At 61.3% G+C, this 19,938-nt stretch carries 19 protein-coding genes and 2 pseudogenes; 11 read left to right on the top strand and 10 right to left on the bottom strand.

The window, feature by feature from the left end; translation table 11 throughout:
- The first annotated feature begins 5 nt into the window (after nucleotides 1-5).
- Complete coding sequence (locus NPS56_RS22700; RefSeq protein ID WP_274076699.1) at nucleotides 6-905, top strand: bestrophin family protein; 900 nt, start codon at nucleotides 6-8, stop codon at nucleotides 903-905.
- A gap of 164 nt (nucleotides 906-1,069) precedes the next feature.
- Here NPS56_RS22700 and NPS56_RS22695 read toward each other — a convergent pair.
- Nucleotides 1,070-1,132, bottom strand: a pseudogene (locus NPS56_RS22695) (molybdenum cofactor biosynthesis protein); the annotation flags it as partial.
- Nucleotides 1,133-1,345: 213 nt separating this feature from the next.
- On the opposite strand from NPS56_RS22695, the gene NPS56_RS22690 reads away from it, so the two are divergent.
- The 4 genes from NPS56_RS22690 to NPS56_RS22675 all read left to right on the top strand — a co-directional run bounded on the left by NPS56_RS22690 (nucleotide 1,346) and on the right by NPS56_RS22675 (nucleotide 6,870).
- Nucleotides 1,346-2,236, top strand: coding sequence for a LysR family transcriptional regulator (locus tag NPS56_RS22690; protein WP_274076698.1), 891 nt, complete (start codon nucleotides 1,346-1,348; stop codon nucleotides 2,234-2,236).
- Between the two features lie 63 nt (nucleotides 2,237-2,299).
- A complete protein-coding gene (gene chrA, locus NPS56_RS22685) occupies nucleotides 2,300-3,658 on the top strand; it encodes a chromate efflux transporter (RefSeq protein ID WP_274076697.1) in 1,359 nt (452 codons plus the stop codon).
- A 401-nt stretch (nucleotides 3,659-4,059) separates the two neighbouring features.
- Nucleotides 4,060-5,424: a glutamine synthetase family protein gene (locus tag NPS56_RS22680; RefSeq protein ID WP_274076696.1), complete on the top strand. Its 1,365-nt coding sequence runs from the start codon at nucleotides 4,060-4,062 to the stop codon at nucleotides 5,422-5,424.
- A gap of 159 nt (nucleotides 5,425-5,583) precedes the next feature.
- Complete coding sequence (locus NPS56_RS22675; RefSeq protein WP_274076695.1) at nucleotides 5,584-6,870, top strand: NAD(P)/FAD-dependent oxidoreductase; 1,287 nt, start codon at nucleotides 5,584-5,586, stop codon at nucleotides 6,868-6,870.
- A 150-nt stretch (nucleotides 6,871-7,020) separates the two neighbouring features.
- Here the strand turns inward: NPS56_RS22675 and NPS56_RS22670 are convergent, their stop codons facing one another.
- Nucleotides 7,021-7,809 carry a DeoR/GlpR family DNA-binding transcription regulator gene (locus NPS56_RS22670; protein ID WP_274076694.1) on the bottom strand — a complete coding sequence of 263 codons (789 nt, stop codon included), beginning with the start codon at nucleotides 7,807-7,809 and terminating at the stop codon, nucleotides 7,021-7,023.
- Between NPS56_RS22670 and NPS56_RS22665 the strand changes: the two genes are divergently transcribed.
- The 6 genes from NPS56_RS22665 to NPS56_RS22640 all read left to right on the top strand — a co-directional run bounded on the left by NPS56_RS22665 (nucleotide 7,702) and on the right by NPS56_RS22640 (nucleotide 12,328).
- Nucleotides 7,702-8,058, top strand: coding sequence for a hypothetical protein (locus NPS56_RS22665; protein WP_274076778.1), 357 nt, complete (start codon nucleotides 7,702-7,704; stop codon nucleotides 8,056-8,058). The genes NPS56_RS22670 and NPS56_RS22665 overlap by 108 nt on opposite strands.
- Nucleotides 8,059-8,263: 205 nt before the next feature.
- On the top strand, nucleotides 8,264-8,431 hold the full coding sequence (napE, locus tag NPS56_RS22660) for a periplasmic nitrate reductase, NapE protein (RefSeq protein WP_046817268.1): 168 nt from the start codon (nucleotides 8,264-8,266) through the stop codon (nucleotides 8,429-8,431).
- A 32-nt stretch (nucleotides 8,432-8,463) separates the two neighbouring features.
- Complete coding sequence (locus tag NPS56_RS22655; RefSeq protein ID WP_077185768.1) at nucleotides 8,464-8,724, top strand: chaperone NapD; 261 nt, start codon at nucleotides 8,464-8,466, stop codon at nucleotides 8,722-8,724.
- A complete protein-coding gene (napA, locus tag NPS56_RS22650) occupies nucleotides 8,721-11,225 on the top strand; it encodes a nitrate reductase catalytic subunit NapA (RefSeq protein WP_274076693.1) in 2,505 nt (834 codons plus the stop codon). The genes NPS56_RS22655 and napA overlap by 4 nt, the downstream gene beginning before the upstream one ends.
- 11 nt (nucleotides 11,226-11,236) lie before the next feature.
- A complete protein-coding gene (locus tag NPS56_RS22645) occupies nucleotides 11,237-11,722 on the top strand; it encodes a nitrate reductase cytochrome c-type subunit (protein ID WP_274076692.1) in 486 nt (161 codons plus the stop codon).
- Between the two features lie 9 nt (nucleotides 11,723-11,731).
- Nucleotides 11,732-12,328, top strand: coding sequence for a cytochrome c3 family protein (locus NPS56_RS22640; protein WP_274076691.1), 597 nt, complete (start codon nucleotides 11,732-11,734; stop codon nucleotides 12,326-12,328).
- Nucleotides 12,329-12,332: 4 nt separating this feature from the next.
- Here the strand turns inward: NPS56_RS22640 and NPS56_RS22635 are convergent, their stop codons facing one another.
- The 8 genes and pseudogenes from NPS56_RS22635 to NPS56_RS22600 form a co-directional block, all read right to left on the bottom strand.
- Nucleotides 12,333-13,001 (bottom strand): ATPase, encoded by a 669-nt coding sequence (locus tag NPS56_RS22635; RefSeq protein ID WP_274076690.1) that lies wholly within the window; start codon nucleotides 12,999-13,001, stop codon nucleotides 12,333-12,335.
- Between the two features lie 108 nt (nucleotides 13,002-13,109).
- On the bottom strand, nucleotides 13,110-14,309 hold the full coding sequence (locus tag NPS56_RS22630; RefSeq protein ID WP_274076689.1) for an OmpA family protein: 1,200 nt from the start codon (nucleotides 14,307-14,309) through the stop codon (nucleotides 13,110-13,112).
- Between the two features lie 15 nt (nucleotides 14,310-14,324).
- Nucleotides 14,325-14,774: a type VI secretion system baseplate subunit TssE gene (gene tssE / locus NPS56_RS22625; RefSeq protein ID WP_274076688.1), complete on the bottom strand. Its 450-nt coding sequence runs from the start codon at nucleotides 14,772-14,774 to the stop codon at nucleotides 14,325-14,327.
- 3 nt (nucleotides 14,775-14,777) lie between these two features.
- On the bottom strand, nucleotides 14,778-15,311 hold the full coding sequence (gene tssJ, locus NPS56_RS22620; RefSeq protein ID WP_274076687.1) for a type VI secretion system lipoprotein TssJ: 534 nt from the start codon (nucleotides 15,309-15,311) through the stop codon (nucleotides 14,778-14,780).
- Nucleotides 15,292-16,389 carry a type VI secretion system baseplate subunit TssG gene (gene tssG / locus NPS56_RS22615; protein WP_274076686.1) on the bottom strand — a complete coding sequence of 366 codons (1,098 nt, stop codon included), beginning with the start codon at nucleotides 16,387-16,389 and terminating at the stop codon, nucleotides 15,292-15,294. Before tssG ends, tssJ begins: the two co-directional genes overlap by 20 nt.
- Nucleotides 16,353-18,122: a type VI secretion system baseplate subunit TssF gene (tssF, locus tag NPS56_RS22610; RefSeq protein WP_274076685.1), complete on the bottom strand. Its 1,770-nt coding sequence runs from the start codon at nucleotides 18,120-18,122 to the stop codon at nucleotides 16,353-16,355. Before tssF ends, tssG begins: the two co-directional genes overlap by 37 nt.
- A 24-nt stretch (nucleotides 18,123-18,146) precedes the next feature.
- Nucleotides 18,147-19,733 carry a type VI secretion system protein TssA gene (gene tssA / locus NPS56_RS22605; RefSeq protein WP_274076684.1) on the bottom strand — a complete coding sequence of 529 codons (1,587 nt, stop codon included), beginning with the start codon at nucleotides 19,731-19,733 and terminating at the stop codon, nucleotides 18,147-18,149.
- Nucleotides 19,730-19,938 (bottom strand): annotated as a pseudogene (locus NPS56_RS22600) (hypothetical protein); the annotation flags it as partial. The pseudogene NPS56_RS22600 and the gene tssA, both read right to left, overlap by 4 nt.

Raw genomic sequence — 19,938 nt, 5'->3', positions numbered from 1 at the left:
AGACCATGATCGTCAGACCCAAACCCAACCTGATCGGCGTGCTGACTTCGCTCAAGGGCTCGATCGCCAAACGCATTGCCCTGCGCAGCCTGTTGGTGACCTTGCTTGCCTCGGCCATCGTCCTGATCGAAACCCTGCACCCGAGCTACTTCTCCAAGGTCAGTGCAACGCCGTTCACCCTGCTCGGCCTGTCACTGTCGATCTTCATGAGCTTTCGCAACAACGCCTGCTATGACCGCTGGTACGAAGCGCGCAAGGCGTGGGGCGAGATCATCGTGGACATCCGCTCGATGATTCGCGAAACCCAGATCATCAAGGACGCGCCAGAACGACACACGATCCTCGGCAACCTGTGTGGCTTCGCCCATGCGCTCAACGCGCGACTACGCAGGGAAAACGAACTGGCCGCCAGTGGCGACTGGCTGCAACCGATGCCCAAGGGCAACACCACGGATATCAGCGGACAGATACTGCTGCAGGTGGGTCAGCAGTGCTCTTCACTCAACGAATCCGGGGCGATCAACGATTGGCGCTACACGCTCATGGCCAACCATTTAACCAGTCTGACCCATGCCCAGGCAGTCTGTGAGCGGATCAAGAACACCCCGCTGCCATTCCCCTACACTTTGTTGCTGCACCGCACCATCTACCTGTTCTGCATCCTGTTGCCGTTCGCCATGGCCGAACCCCTGGGCTGGTTGACTCCGATCTTCACCGCGATCGTCAGCTACACCTTCTTCGGCCTGGATGCGATTGCCGACGAACTGGAAGACCCCTTCGGCCGCGACGAAAACGACCTGCCCACCGACGCCATCGTGCGCAATATCGAGCGCGATGTCCTGGCTGCGCTGGGCGTGACGGAGTTGCCACCGGCGCTTGAACCGGTGGATTTTGTGTTGAGCTGACACTCAAGAAACACCCAAAACCTGTGGGAGCGAGCCTGCTCGCGAAGACGGCCTATCAGTCAACATCGATGTTGAATGTACCGGCCTCATCGCGAGCAAGCTCGCTCCCACAGGTTTACGTTGCTCACCCCCGTGTCCCGCAGGCTTGCACCGATTTGAGGTGCGTCGCTGACGGTCAGTACGGCAATGTTCAAGGGGACAAACAGTGCATCCGGTTTGACGCTCATCAAGATTCTCCGGCAGACAGGAATTAACTAACTTGCGGAGACTAAAGCGCTGGAACAAGCACTGTCTAATCACTCTCACCAACCGCATTATCGAGCGAATCTATTGCCCTTTAAATACAGCTGATTGGACGCACAGAACCAACAGTGAGATCGTCTACGCTCAAAATCAAGCCTACCAGTTGCTACACCCTTCCCCCGCCAGCAGGTGCCATCATGGACATCAAACAACTCAAGTTCCTGATCGCCCTGGAGCAGACCCGCCACTTCGGCCAGGCCGCCGCGCGCTGCCACATCACCCAGCCGACCCTGTCGATGCGCCTGCGTAACCTCGAGGATGAACTGGACCTGGTACTGGTTACCCGCGGCCAGCGCTTCGAAGGCTTTACCGAGGCCGGCGAAAGGGTACTGGCGTGGGCCCGGACCCTGCTGGCTGCCCACGATGGCCTGTTCGCCGAAGCGGCCGCGTGTCGTGGCCAATTGGTCGGTAACCTGCGCCTGGGCCTGGTGCCGCTCAGCAGTTTCAATCCGGTCAGCTATATCCAGGGGCTTTCGCGCAGCTTTCCCGAACTCAAGTTCAGCCTGTCTTCACTCAGTTCAGACCAGATCATCGAGGGGCTGGGCAATAACCAACTCGACCTGGGCGTGTGTTACCTCGACCACGTCAACCCGAACTATTTCGAGTTTTTCGAGATCGGCGAAACCCGCGTCGGCCTGCTCTACGACACCCGTCACTTCCGTTTCGACGGCACGCAAATGAGCTGGGAAGATGCCGCCGAGCTGCCACTGGGCATGCTCAGCAACGGCATGCACTATCGTAAATCCATCGACCTGAGTTTCCGCAGCCGCGGGCTCGACCCGCAGCCGATCCTGGAAAGCGATTCCACCTACCAGTTGCTCCAGGCGATCCACGAGGGTTTTTGCTGCGCGATCATGCCCCTCGATAGTGGCCTGGAAGCGCCGATCGAACACCTTTCCTTCATCAACCTGCCCGATGCCAGCGTGCTGGCGCCCCTGGGTTTGGTCATGCGCAAGACCGAACCGCGTTCGGCGATTGCCGAGAAGTGTTTCGCACAAGCGCAGCAGTTATTTCCCGCAAAGAACTGATATTCACTTCGAGGTTCTTTGCTAAAGTCACGGGCTCAAAGCGCCTTTGCAAGGAACATCCGCTTGAGCCCCACGCCCTCCCAGAACAGTCAACCAGACCAAACAAAGCCTGCTGCAATCAGCCTGCGCGAAGCGTTCCGCTTCTGGCTCAAGCTCGGCTTCATCAGTTTCGGCGGGCCGGCTGGGCAGATTTCGATCATGCACCAGGAGTTGGTCGAGCGCCGACGCTGGATCTCCGAGCGACGCTTTCTGCATGCCCTCAACTATTGCATGTTGCTGCCCGGTCCAGAGGCCCAGCAACTGGCGACCTACATCGGCTGGCTGATGCACCGGACCTGGGGCGGCGTGATCGCAGGCACGCTGTTCGTGCTGCCGTCGCTGTTCATCCTGATTGCCCTGTCCTGGGTGTACATCGCCTTCGGTGAGGTGCCGGCGGTGGCCGGGTTGTTTTACGGGATCAAGCCTGCGGTGACCGCCATTGTGCTGCAGGCGGCACACCGGATCGGCTCCCGGACATTGAAAAACGGCTGGATGTGGGGCATCGCCGCCGCGTCATTCGTGGCCATCTTCGCGCTCAACGTGCCCTTTCCCTTGATCGTGTTGGGCGCGGCAATCATCGGCTATTTCGGCGGGCGCCTGGCACCGGAAAAGTTCCGCACCGGAGGCCACGGCGCTGCGCAGAAAACCTTTGGCGCGGCATTGATCGACGACGACACACCGACCCCCGAACACGCCCGTTTCAGTCGCTGGAAATGGCTGCACCTGGCCCTCATTGGCGCGGTGTTGTGGACACTGCCGATGGCCACCCTCACCGCCCTGTTCGGTTGGGACGGCACGCTGACGCAGATGAGCTGGTTCTTCACCAAAGCGGCGCTGCTGACCTTCGGCGGTGCCTACGCGGTGCTGCCGTATGTGTACCAGGGCGCGGTGGGGCATTATGGCTGGCTGACGCCGACGCAGATGATCGATGGTCTGGCGCTCGGCGAAACCACACCCGGGCCGCTGATCATGGTCGTGGCCTTCGTCGGTTTTATCGGCGGCTACGTGCATCAGGTGTTCGGTCCCGATCAGGCCTTTGTCGCCGGTGCCGTTGCCGCCATGCTGGTGACCTGGTTCACCTTCCTGCCTTCGTTCCTGTTCATTCTCGCCGGTGGCCCCTTGGTGGAATCGACGCACAACGAACTCAAGTTCACCGCACCACTGACAGCGATCACGGCCGCTGTGGTCGGGGTGATTGTCAATCTGGCGTGTTTCTTTGGCTACCATGTGCTGTGGCCTGACGGCTTCGACGGTCGGCTGGATTGGCCTTCGTTGTTGATCGCGATCGCGGCGGCGATTGCCTTGCTGCGGTTCAAGCGCGGGGTGATCGAAGTGTTGGCTGGTTGTGGGCTGGTCGGACTGGGCGTGCACCTGCTTCGCTGAAAACAGACGTTTACAGGTTTCGCTTTCACCCCTAGTATCCAGTCACTGCGGATAGCTCGTTATCCGCCACCGACGATTTCCCCTGCTGGAAACCTGAGTCATGAGCACCTCACCGTCAGAGCACCACTTGCTGGATGTCTCGATCCTGACCACCCCTGTGTTGGTCGTGGGTGACATTGCCCCATGAAACGCATCGTCAACCTGCCCATGGCCCTGCGCCGCTCCAAACTGCGTCACTCCGCACGCCCGCCGGATAGCAACCTGCTCGCCTGATCGCGTCCACGATTCGTCGAGCCCCTCTCCTTTTTGCTATCGCTGCCAGCCCGCGGCGGATCTTTATCCGTCGTCGAGCCCTGGCCTGAATCCGTGCGTCCGCGGGACGCCCACGTGAGTGACGAACAATGAAATTTGCAGCCCTTGAAGACGCTCAATCCTTTCTGGCGAACAACCCCGATATCGACATGATCGAGCTGTTCATTCTCGACGCCAATGGCGTACCGCGCGGCAAGCTGTTGCACCGTGAGGAACTGCTGGCGGTGTATGAAAGCGGTCGCCCGCTGCCCAGCACCATTCTCGGCCTGACCTTGCAAGGCGATGACGTCGAGAACTCCGGGCTGGTCTGGGACGTGGGCGATATCGACTGCCGCGCCTATCCGCTCGAAGGCAGCCTGGTGCGCTTGCCGTGGCGGCAGATTCCGACGGCGGCGGTGCAGGTCAGCATGCACCCGCAAGAAGGCATGCCGGCGAGCATCGCCGACCCACGTCATCTGCTGATCAAGGTCATCGACCGCCTGAAGGCCGAGGGTTACCACCCGGTGATGGCGTGCGAACTGGAGTTCTATCTGCTGGACGCCAAGCGCGACCATAACGGCCGCCCGCAACCGGCGCTGGACGCTGACGGTGGGCGACCGCGACACACGCAGGTCTACGGCCTGCGCGAGCTGGAGCAGATCGAACCCTTCCTCGCCGACCTCTATGCCGCGTGTAAACTGCACGGCATTCCGGCGCGCACGGCGATTTCCGAATACGCCCCGGGGCAAGTGGAAATCACCCTGGAACACGGCGATGCCTTGCAGGCGATGGATCAGGCCGTGCGTTACAAACGCCTGGTGAAAGCCGTGGCCCACAAGCACGGCATGCAAGCTACGTTCATGGCCAAACCCTTCGATCATCTGGCAGGCACCGGCATGCACATGCACGTCAGCATCGCCGACGCCGAAGGCTGCAACCTGTTCGCTTCCGAGGACCCGGCCGGTACCCCGCTGCTGCGCACGGCCATCGGCGGCATGCTCGCCAGCCTGCTCGATTCGCTGTTGCTGTTCTGCCCTAACGCCAACTCCTACCGGCGCTTCCAGGCCAACAGCTATGCGCCGTTGGCCCCGACCTGGGGCGTCGACAACCGCACCGTCAGCCTGCGCGTGCCCGGTGGCCCGGCCAACAGCCGGCACATCGAACACCGCATCTGCGGCGCCGACGCCAATCCCTACCTGGCAGCGGCGGCGATCCTGGCCGGCATCCATCGAGGCATCAGCGAGAACCTCGATCCGGGCGAACCGGTGCAAGGCAACGGCTATGCGCAGGCCACGCAGTTGCTGCCGACCGACTGGCTGACGTCACTGACGGCGCTGGAAAATTCGGTGTGGGCGCGGGATGCGTTGGGCCAGGAATTCCTGGGGGTTTACCTGGCGGTCAAGCGTGCAGAGTATCGGCAGTTCATGGCTGAAGTGGGTGAGCAGGATTGGCGTTGGTATCTGACTGAGGCGTGAGCCGCCCGGTCGACCCTACGCATTCCCCCTGTAGGAGCGAGCTTGCTCGCGAAAGGGCCGTGTCCGCCAACATCAATGTTGAATGACACGCCGCCCGGAGCAAGCCCGCTCCCACAGGGTTTGCGCCAAGCTCTCTACCTCTTTTGCCTGGACACTGACATGACTCAGCAACGCTGCAATTCCTACTACACCGCTACCCTCAACCACGAAACCGACTACCCCACGCTGCAAGGCCAGCACCGCGTCGACGTCGTCATCATCGGTGGCGGTTTTACCGGCGTCGCCACGGCGGTCGAACTGGCTGAAAAGGGCCTGAAAGTCGCCATCGTCGAAAGCCACAAGATCGGCTGGGGCGCCACCGGGCGCAACGGCGGCCAGGTCACCGGCAGCCTCTCGGGTGACGAAGCGATGCGCAAACAAATGCGCCGCACCCTCGGCGAAGAAGTCGATGACTTCATCTGGCACCTGCGCTGGCGCGGTCACCAGATCATCGAGCAACGGGTGGAGAAATACGCCATCGCCTGCGACCTCAAGCACGGCCACTTGCACGCCGCCTACAAGCCCGGCCACATGGACGGTTTGCGCAAAGACCATGACGAAGCGCTGCGCCGTGGCATGGCCGACGACGTCAGCCTGCTCGACCGCAGCCAGGTGCGCGACCTGCTGCAAAGCGACCTCTACCACGGCGCGATCAAGAACACGCGCAACATGCACCTGCACCCGCTCAACCTGTGCATCGGCGAAGCGCGGGCAGCGGAAAGTCTCGGCGCATTGATCTTCGAAAACAGCGAAGTGCTGGAGATCATTCACGGTGACAAGCCAGGCATACGCACCGCCCACGGCCGCATCGATGCCAACCAGGTGCTGCTGGCCGGCGACGTCTACCACAAGCTGGAACCGGGCAAGCTCAAGGGCAAGATCTTCCCGGCCATGGGCGGCATCGTCACCACTGCGCCGCTGGGGGACCTGGCCAAACAGATCAACCCGCAAGACCTCGCGGTCTACGACTGCCGCTTCGTCCTCGACTACTACCGCCTGACCGCCGACGGCCGCCTGCTGTTCGGCGGCGGCGCCAACTACAGCGGCAAGGATTCGCGCGACATCGCCGCCGAGTTGCGCCCGTGCATCGAGCAGACGTTTCCGGCACTCAAGGGCGTGGCCATCGATTACCAGTGGAGCTGCGCGATGGGCATCGTGATCAACCGCATCCCGCAACTGGGCAAACTCTCGGACAACGTCTGGTACTGCCAGGGCTACTCCGGGCACGGCATCGCCACCACCCACATCATGGGCGAAATCATGGGCCGGGCGATCACCGGGCAACTGGAACACTTCGACACCTTCGCCGCCTGCCAACACATCCGCGTGCCCATGGGCGACCTGCTCGGCAACCCGATGCTGGCGGCGGGCATGTGGTACTACCAAATGCTGGAGCGACTGCGTTGAGTCATCTGCGAAGTTGAGGCAACACCCGAATCCACTGTGGGAGCGAGCTGCTCGCGATAGCGGTGTATCAGTCAACATTGAAGTCGCCTGACACATCGCCATCGCGAGCAAGCTCGCTCCTACAGTTTGTGTTTCATTGAGACATAGCGCTCAAGCCTCCGCCTGCACCACCTCGATCCCCAACTTGCGGTAATCCTCAACGCTGCCCGTCGCCACATGACGCTCGGTGATCAGCGTGTGCAGACGCTCACAAGGCGCCACCACGAAAGGCTCCACCGCGCCCAGCTTGTCCGCCGTGGTGACGGCAATGACCTGGGTCGCGCTGTCGAGCATCGCCTGCTTCACCGGCACTTCATCGAAATGCAGGGAGCTGATACCGACTTGCGGATGAATCGCACAGACTCCGGTAAACAACAGATCCGCCTTGATGCCCTCGAGCAAGCGCAGGGTTTCATGGCCGCTGGCCGACATGGTCGCAGGATTGAGTTGTCCCCCCGCCAGGATCACCTTGATGCCTTTGAATTCGGACAAGGTAATGGCCGTCATCGGCGACGCGGTGACCGCCGTGATGCAGATGTCCGGTGGCAGCAACCGCGCAATCTGCAACGTGGTGGTGCCTGAGTCGAACATCACGATCTGGCCGCTCTCGACCCGACTCGCCGCCAGTTGCGCCAACCGGGTTTTGACTTCGTCGGTCTCGCTGATCCGGGTGAAGTAGTCCTTGCCCGTGTCCTTGGGACGTGGCAAGGCCCCGCCATGTACGCGCTGCACCAGCCCGGCGCTGTCCAGCTCTGCAAGGTCCCGGCGAATGGTGTCCTCGGAAACCGCGAAATGCTGGCTCAATTCGGCCGCCATGACCTTGCCGTCACGTTCCAGGATCAAGAGGATTTTCTGCCGGCGCAGTTGCGGGAGTTCGGCTGCGGAATGCTGGTCGTGCATGATATTGCCCGTTTGTGCGCGAAGTTGCCTGTTTGCGAGAGTAGCCAAACAACGCAGGAAACACAAACACGCCAGCAGGTATCAATTCTTTCGATCTTTCAAATCACCAAGCCGAATTTTTTATTTGCGCCCGACCTGTTCAAGATGAGCGCCATCACCCCTGTATCGGAAACAAACGTCATGAATATCAATTTCGCCTTCGCCTGTATGATCGTGGTTTCGTTCACCATCGCCTTGGTCCATACCTGATTCGCAACAACGCGCTCCCTTGCTACGAACGGTGCCTCAACGCCGTTCTCCTTTTGTAACTCAATGCTGTAATGGATCGAAACGTTATAGCCAGCTATCTCAGGGCAATAGCTACAGGCCACCGTCGGTCGATAAAAACTGCAGTAATAACCCTCTTAAATTTCCGTGATCTAGTCTGAATGCAAGTTCGGCTGGAGCGCACTCCATGTCATTGACCGAAGAGCAAAAACCGCAGCGACGCAAGGAAATGCGCCTGTTTCTCTTTCTTGTCGTTTGCCTGTTTCCGTTACTTTCAGTCGCCATCGTCGGCGGTTACGGTTTCATCATCTGGTTTTTCCAGATGCTCTACGGCCCGCCCGGACCACCCAACTAAAAGCCTTCCATTAGAGCCTGTTGGAGTCAGCCATGGATGAACCCCTGCACATAGCCAGCCTTGTGGTACTTGCCCGACCTGAACTGTTTGACGCCGTCAAAGCCAACCTGCGTTTATTGGACGGCGTGGAGTTACATCAGGAAAGTGCCGCCGGCAAACTGGTGGTAGTCCTCGAGGCCGTACACGAAAACCAGATCCTGCAACGCATCGATCAAATCAACAATTTGCCGGGCGTGCTCAACGCCGCGCTGATCTATCACGAAATTCTCGATCCCGCGGGAGACATCCAATGAGCATGTCGCGCCGAGCATTCGTCAAGGCCCAGGCCGCCGCCATCGCAGCCTCCGCGGCCGGCCTGCCGATCTTCACCACTGCCAGCAACCTGGTGACCGAAGCGGACATGGTCACCCTTGACTGGAACAAGGCGCCCTGCCGTTTCTGCGGCACCGGTTGCAGCGTGATGGTCGCGACCCGGGACAATCGGGTGGTCGCCACCCATGGCGACGTCAAGGCCGAGGTCAATCGCGGGTTGAACTGTGTGAAGGGCTATTTCCTGTCCAAGATCATGTACGGCGTGGATCGCCTGACCCAACCGCTGCTGCGCATGACCAACGGGAAGTACGACAAGCAGGGAGAGTTCCAGCCGATCAGCTGGGACAAGGCCTTCGACATCATGGAAGAAAAATTCAAGCAGGCCCTGAAAAACAAGGGGCCCGAATCGGTCGGCATGTTCGGTTCGGGTCAGTGGACGGTGTGGGAAGGTTATGCCGCCAACAAGCTGATGAAGGCCGGCTTTCGCAGCAACAACATCGACCCCAATGCCCGTCATTGCATGGCCTCGGCGGTGATGGGATTCATGCGCACCTTTGGCATGGACGAGCCCATGGGTTGCTACGACGACATCGAGGCCACCGACGCCTTTGTGCTGTGGGGCTCGAACATGGCGGAGATGCATCCGATCCTGTGGAGCCGTGTCACCGACCGGCGCCTGAGCTATCCGCACGTGAAAGTCGCGGTATTGTCGACCTTCGAACACCGCAGCTTCGAACTGGCCGACATCCCCATGGTGTTCAAGCCGCAAACCGACCTGTTGATTCTCAACTATATCGCCAACCACATCATTGAAAGCGGCGCGGTCAATCAGGACTTCATCAGCAAGCACACGCGCTTCGCGAAGGGCGCCGACGATATCGGCTACGGCTTGCGTGCCGATGATCCGCTGGAAAAACAGGCTAAGAATGCCGACAAGGCCAATACCTGGACGGACATGTCCTTCGAACAGTTCGCTGAGTTCGTCAAACCCTACACCCTGGAACGTACCGCGAAGGAAACCGGGGTGGCGCCTGAACGCATCAAGGCCCTGGCCGAACTTTATGCCGATCCCAAGTGCAAGGTCGTATCGTTCTGGACCATGGGCTTCAACCAGCACACCCGCGGGGTATGGGCCAACAACCTGATCTATAACATCCATCTGCTCACGGGTAAAATCAGCGAACCGGGCAACAGCCCTTTCTCGTTGACCGGCCAGCCATCGGCCTGTGGCACCGCGCGCGAAGTGGGGACTTTCTCCCACCGCCTGCCCGCCGACATGGTGGTGACCAATCCGAAACACCGCGCCACCGCGGAAAAAATCTGGAAACTGCCCGCCGGCACCATTCAAGAGAAAGTCGGCTTTCATGCGGTACAACAAAGCCGCATGCTCAAGGACGGTGTGCTCAACGTCTACTGGACCCAGGCCAGCAACAACATGCAGGCCGGGCCCAACATCATGCAGGAAGTCCTGCCGGGCTGGCGCAATCCGGAAAACTTCGTGATCGTCTCGGACGTCTACCCCACCGTTTCCGCCCAGGCCGCCGACCTGATCCTGCCCAGCGCCATGTGGGTGGAAAAGGAAGGCGCCTTTGGCAACGCCGAACGTCGCACGCAGTTCTGGCATCAGTTGGTCAGCGCCCCCGGAGAGGCCAAGTCTGATCTTTGGCAACTGGTGGAGTTTTCCAAGCGCTTTACCACCGATGAAACCTGGCCCGCGGAGTTGCTGGCCAAGGCACCGGAGTACAAGGGCAAAACCCTGTTCGAGGTGCTGTTCAAAAATGGCCAGGTCGACGAGTTTCCGGTCGAGCAGATCGAGACCGGCTACAAGAACGATGAAGCCAAGGCCTTCGGTTTCTACCTGCAGAAGGGTCTGTTCGAAGAGTACGCCCAGTTTGGTCGCGGTCATGGCCATGACCTGGCGGCCTTTGATCGTTACCACACCGAGCGTGGCCTGCGCTGGCCGGTGGTTGACGGCAAGGAAACCCGCTGGCGTTACCGCGAGGGGCTCGACCCCTACGTGGAAACGGGCAGCGAAGTGCAGTTCTACGGCTACCCGGACAAGAAGGCGATCATCTTCGCCCTGCCCTATGAGCCACCGGCTGAAGCGCCGGATGCCGACTACCCGTTCTGGCTGAGCACCGGCCGAGTCCTTGAACATTGGCACACGGGCACCATGACCCAACGGGTCGATGAACTGTACAAAGCCGTGCCGGACGCGCTGGTCTACATGCACCCCGAGGACGCCAAGGCCATGAAGGCACGCCGCGGCAGTGAAGTGAAACTGATCAGCCGTCGCGGGGAAATCCGTGCCCGCATCGAAACCCGTGGACGCAACAAACCGCCACGCGGCCTGGTGTTCGTGCCGTTTTTCGATGCCAACAAGCTGATCAACAAGGTCACGCTCGACGCCACCGACCCGATCTCCAAGCAGACCGACTACAAGAAATGCGCGATCCGCATCGAGTTGATCAGCGTGGCTTGAGGAGAACCGTCATGACTTTTCGCATCCTGCCGTTGTTCCTGCTCGCCGTGATGGGCGCGGTGATCGCCGCCGAGGTCGATTACCCGCTGGATGCTTCGGGCCCGGACGGACGCCGGCCCGGCGGCACCCTGACGCAAAACGCGCCTGCGCCGCCACTGGCCGACGATGAAAACAAAGACCTCAAGCGCGAGCGCAACTACCCTGACCAGCCGCCGACCATCCCCCACAGCATTCGTGGCTATCAGATCGACAAGAACGGCAACAAATGCCTGTCCTGCCACAGCCGGGCCAACAGTCCACGCAGCCAGGCGACGATGATCAGCATCACCCACTACATGGACCGCGACGGCCAGGCGCTGGCGGCTGTCTCACCGCGTCGCTACTTCTGCAACCAGTGCCATGTGCCGCAAAAAGATGTGCTGCCGCTGGTGGGCAACAGCTTCGAGACCATCGACAAAATCCTGCAAGACGACGCCAACGCCGCGCAGAAACCTTGAGGAGTCGCCATGAAAGCATTGTTCGCCCTGCTTAAGGACTACTGGGGCATCCTCTGTCGGCCGAGTGTTTATTTCAGCCTGGGATTTCTGACGCTGGGAGGTTTTATCGCCGGGATCATTTTCTGGGGTGGTTTCAACACGGCCCTGGAGCTGACGAACACCGAGAAATTCTGCATTTCCTGCCACGAGATGCGCGACAACGTGTTTGTCGAACTGCAGGACACCATCCACTACACCAACCGCTCGGGTGTGCGCGCAAGCTGCCCGGACTGTCACGTGCCCCATGAATGGACCCACAAGATTGCACGCAAGATGCAGGCATCGAAGGAAGTCTGGGGCAAGCTGTTCGGCACCATCGACACCCGCGACAAGTTCCTCACCCTGCGCCGTGAACTGGCCGAACATGAATGGGCCAGGCTCAAGGCCAACGACTCGCGCGAATGCCGTAACTGCCACAATTTCGAGTTCATGGACTTTACCCGCCAGGGCAAACGGGCGGCGGCCATGCACTCGACCTCATTGGCCAACGGCGAGGCAACCTGCATCGACTGCCACAAGGGCATTGCCCACAAGCTACCCGATATGAGCGGCGTCAAAGGCTGGTAGCTATTCAGTTGCTCGCGACATGATCCACATGGTCGGCCGCCACCAGCGACTTCAGCGACGCATCGAACTGTTTCAACGCATTCACCTGCAACACCGTTTGCTGATTGATCTGCGCGGCAATCTGCGGCGCGGCTTTGCCATGCACCCACACCGAGGGCATCTGCTCGGCACGGGAACCCGCAGCCTGGCCGATGTATTGCAAGTTCGCATCGTAGAACTTCGCCACAAACCGCGCTTCAACCTGATTGTTGCGTTTCGACACCAGGCGACTGTAGGTGTCGAGCATCACCACCACATCCGGATGCGCCTGCACCGCCGCATCGAGGCTGTCGTAGACCGTCACCGCCGCGAACTCCTTCTGCAATGATCCCAGCAACCAGCCGATCGCCCGCTGCGGATCGGAACTGTCGACGAACGCCTGGCTGATCCGCGAATCCAGCCCAGGATTCTGTGCCCCTTTCACCGCCACATCGTGGTAGCTCTCAAGGTATTGCTGGGTATTAAGGGTGTTTTCGCTGTAGAGCACCGCCACTGTTTGCGTGTGTTGCAAACGAGCGGTGCTGTCGGCGATCGGCAGGAAACGGCAGGACGGATCGGCAGCAATAGCCGGTGCGGTAGCAGCGATGCCACCGCTGAATACGGCGACAAAAGCCAGCAGGGTCGAGATTCTCATCGCGCTTATTCCTTCAATGGCGAGATCGGTATCACGCTATCTTCCTCCCTTGGTGGAAAAACTGAACTTGCATTCCTTAATGATGGGTATCGAGCAAATGAATGGATGCTATGACGGCAACTGCTCGCCCGGTTTCCCGCAGGCGCCGACCTGAGGCACCAGTTGGATATCGACACGACGGTTGGCCGCGCGGCCGGCCTCGCTGTCGTTGCTGGCGATTGGCTGGCTGTCGGCAAACCCCTGGACCGCGAAACAACTGTCGGGGATATCCCCCATGCGCTGCATCCAGCTGCGCACGGCTGTAGCGCGAGCGTGGGACAACTGCAGATTCTGCTCGGCATTGCCCTTGGCATCGCTATGCCCGGCGATGACGATCAACCAGTCAGGTTGGGCCTTGATGTCGACCAGGGCGCTGATCAAGACCTTGGTAGAGCCTGGCTTGAGTTCGGCGCTGCCGGGGGCGAACAGCGACAGGCTGTCCAGACGCACCGGCTCGGGAACAACGGGTGGCGCCTGGAACACACTGGTGAGGCGATTCACGCCCTCCTTGTCCGGGTTCACCAGCCAGGCCATCCAAGGGACACCCGCAGCCAAGGTGATCGTCGCGGCGGCCGCGAACAGCCAAGGGCCAATCCGATGCATCTTTTTCTGCTTGGCGCCCGACAGCACGACAGGCATTGGCGGCGTCGGCAGGATCACCACCGGCATCACCTGGGGCGGTGGCGGCAGTCGCGTCGACAAGGCCACCGCGTCGAACACCCCGTGTGTCTGCCCATGGCTCTGGGCGTGGCTCTGCGCCAGTCGCTGCAACAGGCTGTCGACTTGCTGGCGCAGGGCGTGCAATGAACCCGGCGCGGGCTGCGCCTGTCGATCCAGACCTGCATGCAGGCGCTCCAGCCCAGCGCCCAATTGAACGATCGCCGGCAGACTCCAGTGTCGTAGCTCCAGGCTTCGCAGCAGGGGCTGCAGGCAGGCGAACAGCCAGGCCAGGATTTCCAGGCGCGCCGGCTCCATCGCGGGCCACAGGGTCGGCCATTCGCTGACCAACGCCTCGATCAGCGCGATCCCCTGAGCCATGCCCTCCAGGCCGTGGCGGTGACTACGGGCCAGTACGAAAGCCGCGGCCGTTTGCAACTCCGCACCGTTGCGCTGGAACAACGCCAGGCACAACTGCTCCACCTTGGCCCAATCCACATCCGGGCAGGCCGGATGACTCAGTCTGGCCAACTCTTCACGCAGCGCCTTGAACTCACTGAAGGCACCCGGATCGCCACCGAGCCTGATTCGCATTTCAAACAACGCTGTCATCGCGCATTCCTTTGGTTAAACAGTTCCCGACGTCGACAGGTAGTGCTGCCGCTTCAAGTGACGCACCAGGACATTGCCCCCTGGCGTCAGGGTGGTGCCGAAGGTCACTCGCTGGCCCCCTTTTAGTTGCACCTCGAGGCTGTACTCCAGATGACCCGGTCGGGTCTGGGGCAACAGCTCGATGCCTATCGTGGACACCCGCGGCTCGTACTTGGCCAGGGTGTCGCCCATGGCACTCATCAGTCCATGCGCCGATCCGGGCAGCCCCTGGAGGATCTGGCCCATGTCCGGCAGGCCATAATCGGGCAGATGGTCGAGCGCGCCGGCCCGGCTGTTGAGGATGCGGCGCAAGTTGTCCAGCACAGAGAGCGTGCACTGATCCTCTTCGGCGACCTGATGCAGATCCAGTTCGCCGTCGAAGTTCTGCAGGAGTGTCTCGTACAGCGAGGGGTTGAGATCGCTCATCCGTCACTCCTTGGCCAGTGGGCGTAGGGTCAGGCGGTTGTCCCCCAGCTCGATCACCCGCACCCGGTCCGGATCGAGGTCATCGCGGGCCAGGGTCAGGCGCCAGCTATCGGTCCGGCTATCGAACTCACGAAACAAGGCAACCACGGCAACATAGCGGGCCTGCTTGTCCAGGGGGATGTTCAGCTGCGCGCCCTCGTCGGGCTTGATTACCAGGGTTCGTTTGTCCAGCAGATCGGCACTCAGCACGCGCTCGTCGTGGCTGAGCAGGCTGTCATAGTTCGCCCTTTCCAGCGCCTTGCGGTCACGCAGTTGATAAACCCGCACCAGGGTCGGCACGGATAACGCATTCATGTCGATCCCGGCGGTGTTCAGTGCCGCGCGCCCGTTGAGGTCCAGGCGCAGGGTTTTAACCTGCTTGTAGAAGATTGCCTGTGTGGTCGAGGTCGTCGCGTCGGTTACGCTCTGGCTCACCCCGCAACCGCCGAGCACTGCGAACGAGGCGATCACCAATGATTTATAAACGGTACGCGCCATGCTTTATCTCCCTTTCCCGGGGTTTGTCCCGCAGGCCTTGATAGCGACCCAGATTGATCGTGATGGTGGTGCTTTCGCCGGCCTGCCAGGCATCGCTGTCCAGGCCCAGCACCGCAGTCATGCCCAACAACACCTGCGCGCCTCCCAACAACGGTGGCGGCAGGCTGTGCAGGGGCAACGCCAACTGCAGCCTTGCCGTGCAACGCCAACCCAGGTACACCCGCAGCAGTGCCAGCAGATCGTTGTACAACGGGCCACCGGGCAGCCAGCCACGAGCCTCGTCCCGGTCTTCGGTGAACAGCGCCAGATGCAACTGGCTGTTTGCGTCGTAGCCGACACAGCCCAGGGGTGTGCCTTGGGACAGTCGCACCGGATGCATCGGGGACAGGCTAGCCGGCTGCGCCAATAGCACTTTCTGCGGCCAGTGGGGAGTCACCTGTGCCCGGGTTTCGGGGGCCAGCAGCTTGACCAGCGCAGTGATGCCTTCGGCGTTTCGGGTGGGCAGGCGCATCACGCTAAGCAAGGCGAGGAAGCGAGATATCGGCGTGCCGACCCGCCCGGCCGTTCCGGGAATGCCCAGGCCAATCAGCCCCAACAGGCATTGCGAAGTCGCATCCGTGCCACCGGCTTCGAAGGTCGCCGGATAGGAGTACTTGCGCCATATCCGATAGAACTGGGTGAAGATCCGGTGGTTGAAAATGTCGAGGAAGGCTTCAAGTGCCTCGTGCCCCTCCCGTCGCTGGGCGATATCGTCCAGAAAAGCCGTCGGCAATGGCGAGTCCACGCCGTACAGACCCAACAGACGCGTGCGCACCGTGGCCGGTCGCCCAGGGTGTTTATCGTCGGTTTCAATCGCCTTCAATTCACCGGCGGGAAAACTCATGCCGGGGTCTGGCCGAAAGCGTACCGGATCATCCGCCGGCGACGTGGTGCCGCCCAGTGGCGGGTGGTCGGGCAACGCCCGTTCGAGCAACTGGCAGAAGCGATACAGTTGCGCCTCGGCCACCCGCCCCTTCAGTGCCTCCAGTAAACCGCCGGCTTTCAGCCGGGAATACGCTGACTGTGGTTCTCGTTCCATTGCAGGCACGTTCCAGTAGGTTGCAGGATCAGCGTGAGCTGGTTGAAGAGGTGGATGTCGGCGTACAGGCCGAAGAAGCGATTGAGCATTTCGCCGAACAGGTTGATGTCGCCCTCACCGCTGAAGCCGTTGGCGTCCAGGGTGACTTCGATGTCGACCCCGCGCAGCAGAAAGCCCTTTTCGAAGCGCTGTATCAGATGGTGTTCGACCTCGACAATCGCCGCCAGGCGACGTCGATTCAGCTCGCTGCCCGTCCAGTCGTACAACGCCAGCGTGCCGCGCAGCACTTCGGCGTTGTCGAGCATCGGCAGGAAGTTCGAGCCGAGATGGCTCAGCACCCGCCAGTGGAAGCGGTCGCGGTTGGGCGGATAGCACGGCAAAGTCGGCGCACACAGGTTGCGCACGCGCAAGCCGACCTCGATGGATTGCACCGGTGTATCGAGCAAGGTGCCTTGCAAGGCCTTGCGCGGCAGCTGGCCGTGGGTACCGGTCAGGCGCAGCGACAGGCTTTCGTTGGTGTCGAGCCGATCCTGATCGAAACCTTCGCCGCCCAGGATCAGCCAGGTGTCATGCAGGCCATTGGGGCCGCGCTTGAGTCGTGTATGGAAATATCGTTCGGGGGCTTCGTCACGCAACATGCCGCCCTTGTGACGAAAACTGGTGAAGGGCACGTATTCGTGGCGCACGGCACTCTTCGACGCGGTGACCCGGTCCACCGAATAAATCTCCGTATGGCCGTCCTGCAAACGCATGGGGCGAAGCAGGTAATCGGTCTGCAAAGGCGCCAGGGTCATGGGGTCGGACTCCAGCGTGAACAGGTTGATCACCGGCACGCAATGCAGGCGAATGTGCTCGGCGTTCGGCGTGAACGCCTGGGGCAACGGCTCGCTCAACACCACCTCGAGTTCGAACCAGGGGGTATTTGGTGCCAGCTTCAACTGCTCGAGTCCGCAGAGGGTGACGAACATGAATTTCTCGCGAAAGGTGAAATATTCCAACAGCAACTGATAGCCGCTGAAGGCACTGTCGCCCTTGGGCCACAGGCGATCCTCGTCGCCGAACCCCTTCGGCGAAAAATACCCCTCGAGCAGAGAGCGGCCCGTCTGGTCAGGCAGGCGTACATATAAGGCTTGAGCGTTCAGGGTCAGCGCCTGATGCAGCGCACTGGCCAGCGCGGCATCGGCATTGAGGTACAACGGCAGGCGGCTCAGGTCGATCTCGCTGCCGTCGGCCATTGCCCCGCAGGCAAAGCGCAATCGCAACAGCGAGCGACCGTCCGGTTCATAAGCCACCTGCACGCTTTCCAGCGCCAGCGGCTGTAATGTCAGGTCTTGGGTCGTGGTGTAGCGGCAACGGGTACGCAGCGGCCCGATGGGTTGCGACAGCACTTCGAAGCCGCTGGCGATCCGCTGGCTGCGCTTCATCTCTGTGAGCTCGGGTATCAGCTCGACAATCGAGAGCGATGGAATGGTGCGCAGGTAATGGGGCCAGAGCAGGCTGACCAGGCCTTCGGTCAGCTCCGGCAGGTCATCGTCGAGTTTTTCCCGCAGCCGCCCCATCAGGAAGGCAAAACCTTCAAACAGGCGCTCCACGTAAGGGTCGCGCGCGCCCGACTTGTCCAGGTTCAATTGGGCCGCCCGGTCCGGAAAGGCCTCGGCGAACTCCTTGCCGGCCTCGCGCAGGTAGCGCATCTCGGCGTCGAAATATTGCAGTGTCAGATTGTCGATGCTCATGGAAAGAATCCTGATAAAGAAGGTTTAGCCACAGAGCACTGCGGCGCGTACCGGGTCGACAGCCACCAGCGCTGCCAGCAGCGCCTCCATCCGCCGGCTCAGGGTGGGTTTGTCTGTGTCATTGCGTTGAGCCTTCAAGCGCAACAGCTTGAGCAGGCGCGCCTTGACCTCGAAACTCAGCTCGGACTCCCATTCCGCCAGCCCATGCCGTTGCCCACAGGCATCCAGTTCGCCCAGCAGGTGAATGGCCAGCTCGCTCTTGCCGTATTGCTCGGCCACCCGAGCCATCAGCAGGCGCAACAGCCAGCGTTGGCGACCGGTATGGATGCCCGGGCGCGCGGCCAGCCAGGCCAGTGAGTGCTCGACGCCATCGTTGTCGGCCTGGGCCAGGGCTTCGCCTTCGAGTGACAGGATCTCGGGGTCTGCGCAGGTAGCTGCTACGGGTGGTGCCGGCAGCCATTGCTGGGGGCGATTGCCACAGACGTGCTGGCTGATCCATTCGCGGGTGGTCTCGTCCGCCAAGGGCGATCCGTCGCTCCAGCACAATGCCTCCAGCCCTGGCAGGCGCTCGAGGAACATGCCCAGGTCGCGCTTGGCAATGTCGGCCCAGCTGTCCTGTGGCGCAGGCTGCTTGCTCAGTGCCTGGTGGAGGTACCACTGCAGATCCAGCCAGAAATGGTTCACGCCCTCGGCGTAGATCCGTTCCACCAGATCCAACAGTTCACTGAAGCTCTGTTGCAGATGCAGGCGCTTGAGTTGTGCCCGGTATTCGCCACGGGGTGGAGTCAGGCGAGTCTTGCCGCTGGCATCCTGAAGCGGTGCTTCATGCACGGTGTCCCAGCGCAGGCTTTTCATCAGGCGATGCGCCGCCAGCCAACCCTGGGGCTGCTCGCGCAGGTAGCCGGCCAGCGCCCGGCCGCTGTCCAGCAGGTCACGCCCGGACTTGATGGCCGTGGGGTCTGGGGCGGCCGTTCGGGTGTTTTTCTCGTGGCTGGCGCTGTTCTGCGGGACCAGCGCGTCGACCCCGCCGGATTGCGCCAATCGCGCAGACAACGCGGCATACAGCGCACCGAAGGCGGGACGCTGATCCTGAGGCCAGGCCGCGAGCCCGTGCTCCAGCCAGGCCAGCGCCGCCACCGTACGCTCGGCCTCGTTCTTGACCACTTCGGGGTAGCGCGACAGGGTGTCGAGCACCTTGCTGCTCGCCAGCCACTCCAGCGCCATCTTGCGGCTGTTGGGACGCGCAGGCAGCACCTGGACGGCGTAGCGTTCCAGCATTGCGGCCAACAGGTTCAGGCCGTCGGCCAAGCCCGCTTCGCCGTCCCTGTGCAAACGTGCCCAGATGTAATAAGTGACCACCCGCAGATCCTTGCACGATCCGGCCAGCAGCGTCTGCGCCAGTTGGATGACCTGTTCGACGTCGGCCCCGGACAGCTTGTTGACCTCCTCACGCATGCGCTGGAAATCATCATCGCAGGCCGGATCTTCCCCGGCGGGCAAGTCCGCGCTGATCGGCTGCAACCAGGATTGCCAGTGCCCTGCCTGCGCCCGGGCAAGGCCCACGGCATCCCGCTCCCCGAGGCAACGTTCGATCAATCTGTCCAGGCTCATTCAAACCTTCCATTCAGTGCATAGGGCACGGCTTTTTCGTCCTTGCCGAGAAAGATCTGCGCTGGCAACTTGAAGCCACGCAGCTTGAGCAGCGCCATCGGCCCTGCCCCCAATTCAGTGCGCAGATACCAGGTCAGGCCAATGCCATCGGGCGCCTTGAGCACCATCCGAAAACGACTGTCGCCGTCGTCCAGTGGCGTGACCC

The sequence above is a fragment of the Pseudomonas putida genome (genome assembly GCF_028682635.1).
GTDB lineage: Bacteria > Pseudomonadota > Gammaproteobacteria > Pseudomonadales > Pseudomonadaceae > Aquipseudomonas > Aquipseudomonas putida_AE.
The sequence above is the reverse complement of the archived record's forward strand: the minus strand, read 5'-3'. Positions and strand labels throughout refer to the sequence as shown.

Bases quoted from the DNA above. Each gene is read 5' to 3' on its own strand.
- tssF (WP_274076685.1), bottom strand. From the start codon at position 18,122: ATGAGCATCGACAATCTGACACTGCAATATTTCGACGCCGAGATGCGC.
- tssG (WP_274076686.1), bottom strand. From the start codon at position 16,389: ATGGAACGAGAACCACAGTCAGCGTATTCCCGGCTGAAAGCCGGCGGT.
- NPS56_RS22680 (WP_274076696.1), top strand. From the start codon at position 4,060: ATGAAATTTGCAGCCCTTGAAGACGCTCAATCCTTTCTGGCGAACAAC.
- NPS56_RS22665 (WP_274076778.1), top strand. From the start codon at position 7,702: ATGCTGGCTCAATTCGGCCGCCATGACCTTGCCGTCACGTTCCAGGAT.
- NPS56_RS22655 (WP_077185768.1), top strand. From the start codon at position 8,464: ATGGATGAACCCCTGCACATAGCCAGCCTTGTGGTACTTGCCCGACCT.
- NPS56_RS22630 (WP_274076689.1), bottom strand. From the start codon at position 14,309: ATGACAGCGTTGTTTGAAATGCGAATCAGGCTCGGTGGCGATCCGGGT.
- NPS56_RS22635 (WP_274076690.1), bottom strand. From the start codon at position 13,001: ATGAGAATCTCGACCCTGCTGGCTTTTGTCGCCGTATTCAGCGGTGGC.
- napE (WP_046817268.1), top strand. From the start codon at position 8,264: ATGTCATTGACCGAAGAGCAAAAACCGCAGCGACGCAAGGAAATGCGC.
- NPS56_RS22675 (WP_274076695.1), top strand. From the start codon at position 5,584: ATGACTCAGCAACGCTGCAATTCCTACTACACCGCTACCCTCAACCAC.
- NPS56_RS22645 (WP_274076692.1), top strand. From the start codon at position 11,237: ATGACTTTTCGCATCCTGCCGTTGTTCCTGCTCGCCGTGATGGGCGCG.
- NPS56_RS22690 (WP_274076698.1), top strand. From the start codon at position 1,346: ATGGACATCAAACAACTCAAGTTCCTGATCGCCCTGGAGCAGACCCGC.
- tssA (WP_274076684.1), bottom strand. From the start codon at position 19,733: ATGAGCCTGGACAGATTGATCGAACGTTGCCTCGGGGAGCGGGATGCC.
- NPS56_RS22640 (WP_274076691.1), top strand. From the start codon at position 11,732: ATGAAAGCATTGTTCGCCCTGCTTAAGGACTACTGGGGCATCCTCTGT.
- NPS56_RS22670 (WP_274076694.1), bottom strand. From the start codon at position 7,809: ATGCACGACCAGCATTCCGCAGCCGAACTCCCGCAACTGCGCCGGCAG.
- napA (WP_274076693.1), top strand. From the start codon at position 8,721: ATGAGCATGTCGCGCCGAGCATTCGTCAAGGCCCAGGCCGCCGCCATC.
- NPS56_RS22700 (WP_274076699.1), top strand. From the start codon at position 6: ATGATCGTCAGACCCAAACCCAACCTGATCGGCGTGCTGACTTCGCTC.
- tssE (WP_274076688.1), bottom strand. From the start codon at position 14,774: ATGAGCGATCTCAACCCCTCGCTGTACGAGACACTCCTGCAGAACTTC.
- tssJ (WP_274076687.1), bottom strand. From the start codon at position 15,311: ATGGCGCGTACCGTTTATAAATCATTGGTGATCGCCTCGTTCGCAGTG.